Annotated in this window: 4 protein-coding genes; all 4 read left to right on the forward strand. The window is 62.0% G+C overall.

Annotated elements, in window-relative coordinates:
* Positions 1–346 (forward strand): 5-deoxy-glucuronate isomerase (locus tag A2I95_RS26975; protein WP_291734863.1); only part of this gene is annotated, 346 nt, incomplete at its 5' end.
* Positions 343–1,143 carry an SDR family oxidoreductase gene (locus tag A2I95_RS26980; RefSeq protein WP_291734865.1) on the forward strand — a complete coding sequence of 267 codons (801 nt, stop codon included), beginning with the start codon at positions 343–345 and terminating at the stop codon, positions 1,141–1,143. The genes A2I95_RS26975 and A2I95_RS26980, both read left to right, overlap by 4 nt.
* A 309-nt stretch (positions 1,144–1,452) precedes the next feature.
* Complete coding sequence (gene uvrC / locus A2I95_RS26985) at positions 1,453–3,324, forward strand: excinuclease ABC subunit UvrC (protein ID WP_291734866.1); 1,872 nt, start codon at positions 1,453–1,455, stop codon at positions 3,322–3,324.
* Between the two features lie 71 nt (positions 3,325–3,395).
* Positions 3,396–4,007: a DUF922 domain-containing protein gene (locus A2I95_RS26990; RefSeq protein ID WP_291734869.1), complete on the forward strand. Its 612-nt coding sequence runs from the start codon at positions 3,396–3,398 to the stop codon at positions 4,005–4,007.
* The last annotated feature ends 86 nt before the right edge of the window (positions 4,008–4,093 follow it).

Raw genomic sequence — 4,093 nt, forward strand, 5'->3', positions numbered from 1 at the left:
GCAGTTCATCCACCCGCTGGTCATGGAAAGCTGCCAGCTGGTCCTGGGATATACACAACTGGTCGATGGCTCGGTCTGGAACACGATGCCGGCCCATGTCCACGACCGCCGGATGGAGGCCTACCTCTACTGGGGCATGGATGACGCATCGCGCGTCATGCATTTCATGGGCGAGCCGCAGGAAACCCGTCACATGGTCGTCGCCAACGAAGAAGCGATCCTGTCGCCGCCCTGGTCGATCCATTCCGGCGCGGGGATCGGCGGCTACACCTTCATCTGGGCCATGGCCGGGGACAATGTCGATTACACCGACATGGATTTCGTTCAGCCGGGAGAGCTGCGTTGAGCCCGTTTTCACTTGAAGGCCGTCGCGCGCTGGTGACTGGCGCGGGCCGGAGGCTGGGCCGCGCGATGGCCGAGACACTGGCAGACCAGGGCTACGCCGTGGCGGTCCACTACGCGGGGTCAAAGGCGGCGGCACAGGAGGTCGTCGCCGGGATAGAGGCGCGCGGAGGGCAGGCCGTTGCCCTGCAGGCGGACCTGCTGGACGAGGCGCAGGCGCAGGCCTTGCTGCCGCGCGCGGCAGAGGCGCTGGGCGGCCCGGTGACGGTGCTGGTGAACAACGCCTCTGTCTTTGAATACGACGATATCGACAGCGCCACGCGGCAAAGCTGGGACCGGCATTTCGAAAGCAACCTGCGCGCGCCCTTCGTTCTGATCCAGGCATTGGCAGCCCAGGTGCCCGATCCGGCGCGGGACGCGCGCGGAGAGCCGGTGGCGCAGGGGCTGGTGGTCAATATGATCGACCAGCGGGTGCGCAAGCTGACGCCCGAATTCATGAGCTACACCCTGGCGAAATCCGCCCTCTGGACGCTGACGCAGACCGCGGCGCAGGCGCTGGCGCCGCGCGTGCGGGTCAACGGGATTGGCCCCGGTCCGACCCTGCAGGGCGGACGGCAGGACGCCGGGGCCTTTGCCCGCCAGAGGGCGTCGACGGTGTTGGAGCGTGGCGCCGACCCCGACGACATCACCGCCGCGCTGACCTTTCTATTGGGGGCGAAAACCGTCACCGGGCAGCTGATTTGCGTTGATGGAGGCCAGCACCTGGGGTGGCAGACGCCCGACGTTGTCGGTGTCGAATAAGGGGATGCGCCCCAGAGTTGTGCACGGGTCACAAAGTCTTAACAAAAGCGTTACGAAAAGGTTATTGGTCTCAAGGGCTTGCAACGTGATTGCTTTTTTGTTGTTTGATATCAGCATGTTAAAATATTGCCTAAAAAATGGGCGCGACGGCGAAGTGGGCCGTACACAAGGAAAAAATCGACCTGCCCGGATTTTGCCCGCAGAGTTATCCACATATTCGGTGGATGTTTAAGTGCTTGAAACGGGCGTCGTTGCATTGCAGCACGGGCAAGGAATCGCGCATTTTGCATATGATCGGGAATACCGCCATTGAGTGAGCAAAACGGGGAGCAGGCCCAGGTGCCAAAGGGCCACGAGATCATCCACGGATACCTCAAAACTCTGGACTCTTCGCCCGGCGTCTATCGCATGCTGGATGACCAGAGCCGGGTGCTTTACGTCGGCAAGGCGCGCAACCTCAAGGCCCGGGTGTCGAGCTATGCCCGGCCCACGGGGCACTCGCGGCGCATCGCCCGGATGATCTCGGAAACCGCGTCGATGATGTTCCTCACCACCCGGACCGAGACCGAAGCGCTGTTGCTGGAACAGAACCTGATCAAGCAGCTCAAGCCCAAATTCAACGTGCTGCTGCGGGACGACAAGAGCTTTCCGAACATCCTGGTGACCGACCACGCCTTTCCGATGATCAAGAAGCACCGGGGCGCCAAGAAGGAAAAGGGCGCCTACTATGGCCCCTTCGCCAGCGCGGGCGCAGTAAACCGGGTGCTGAACCAGCTGCAAAAGGCGTTCCTGCTGCGCAACTGCACGGACAGCATGTTCGAGGCGCGCACCCGGCCCTGCCTGCAGTACCAGATCAAACGCTGTACCGCGCCCTGTGTCGGCAAGATATCGGAAGAGGACTATGCCCGCAGTGTGAAGGATGCACAGCGCTATCTCTCGGACAAGTCGACCGAGGTGCAGGAGCGGCTCAAGACCCAGATGGCCGAGGCCTCCGAAGCGATGGAGTTCGAGCGCGCCGCCGCCCTGCGTGACCGCATCCGCGCGCTGACACAAGTCCAGACCGCACAGGGGATCAACCCGCAGACCACCGCCGAGGCGGATGTGATCGCGCTCTATCTGGAAAACGGCCAGGCCTGCGTGCAGGTGTTTTTCATCCGCGCCAACCAGAACTGGGGCAACCAGGATTTCTACCCGCGCGTCGATGCCGACAACAGCCCAGCTGAGGTTATGGAGGCTTTCCTGGGCCAGTTCTACGGCAACAAGGAACCGCCGCGGCAGCTGATCCTGTCGGATGCGATTGAAAACGCCGACCTGATGGAGGCGGCGCTGGGCGGGAAGGCAGAGCGTAAGGTCGAACTGCTGGTGCCTCAGCGCGGCGAGAAGACCGAACTGGTGGCCTTTGCCGTGCGCAACGCCCGTGAAAGCCTGGCCCGCCGCATGGCCGAAAGCGCGACCCAGACAAAGCTGCTGCGCGGGCTGGCCGAGGCCTTCGGGCTGGACGGCCCGCCGCAGCGGATCGAGGTCTACGACAACTCCCACATCCAGGGCACCAATGCGGTGGGCGGCATGATCGTGATGGGGCCGGAAGGGTTCCTGAAAAACGCCTACCGTAAGTTCAACATCAAGGGCGATGACCTGGTGCCGGGCGATGACTTCGGCATGATGAAGGAGGTGCTGAACCGGCGTTTTTCGCGCCTGTTGAAAGAGGATCCGGACCGGGACAAGGGCCTGTGGCCGGATCTATTGCTGATCGATGGCGGTGCCGGGCAGGTTTCCGCCGTGGCTGAGATCATGGCAGAACACGGCGTGCAGGATATCCCGATGGTGGGGGTGGCCAAAGGCGTCGACCGCGACCACGGCAAGGAGGAATTCCACCGCACCGGTGAACGGGCCTTTGCCCTGCAGCGCAACGACCCGGTGCTATATTTTATCCAGCGGATGCGCGACGAAGCGCACAGGTTCGCAATCGGCACCCACCGCGCCAAACGCGCCAAAGCGATGAGCACGACACCACTGGACGAGGTGCCCGGCGTCGGTGCCTCCCGCAAGCGCGCGCTGCTGGCGCATTTCGGCAGTGCCAAGGCTGTAAGCCGCGCCAATCTGGCCGACTTGCGGGCGGTGGATGGCATTTCCGAAGCCTTGGCCGAGCGGATTTACGACCACTTCCACGCGCTGGGGTAGGTCCGGCGTTTTGGGGCGGGCCGGTTTCGTGCTATTTCCGGGGGGCAGCCTTTTTACTGCCCGGAGGAATTATGCCTGTATCCCTGACCATGAAATCTGTTGTCTACGACACCTATTCCGTGTCCGGCAAAACTCTGCCGGACATAGCCAAGAGCATCAAAAGCAAGGGGCCGAAGGACCCAAACGACAATAAGAAGGTGGCGTTTCTGACCACAACCGAGCTGGAATGCCTGACCGCCAAAGGCAAATATGCGGCTGACGGCAAGCCCAAGATCGAAAAGAAAACCGGCTGGTTTGAAGTGAAGGCAAAAGTCTCGGCACTGAAGCTGGTCCTGCACCCGACGGTGCGCTGCCCGAAACGGTCAGTCAGCGGCTTGTCGCCGCGGGCGCTGATTGAATGGTACCGGTTCTATGCGTGCTGTCTGGTCCATGAGGCGCAGCATGTGGATAAGGCCAAGAAGGAATGCGAGAAAATCGCAAAGGAGCTGAACAAGCTGAAGGGAACCGGGCTGGCAGATACCGAGGCAGAGGCGCTGAAACTGGCCAAGGAAGATCTGATGCGGGAAATCAATAACCATATCTTTATCGACCGGGACCGGTTGAACGAGGTGCACCGGAAGTTTGACCATTCCACCCATCACGGCGAAACCAAGGGCGCATTGCTGGACACGTCCATAGGATGAGCGGAACATGGCGCGCGTGCGTCTGGGGGCAGGTGCTGACGGGTGCTGCGCCCTCTCCTGAACCGCCCATCGCCGAATTTTGATCA

This window comes from Leisingera sp. F5 (assembly GCF_001593695.1).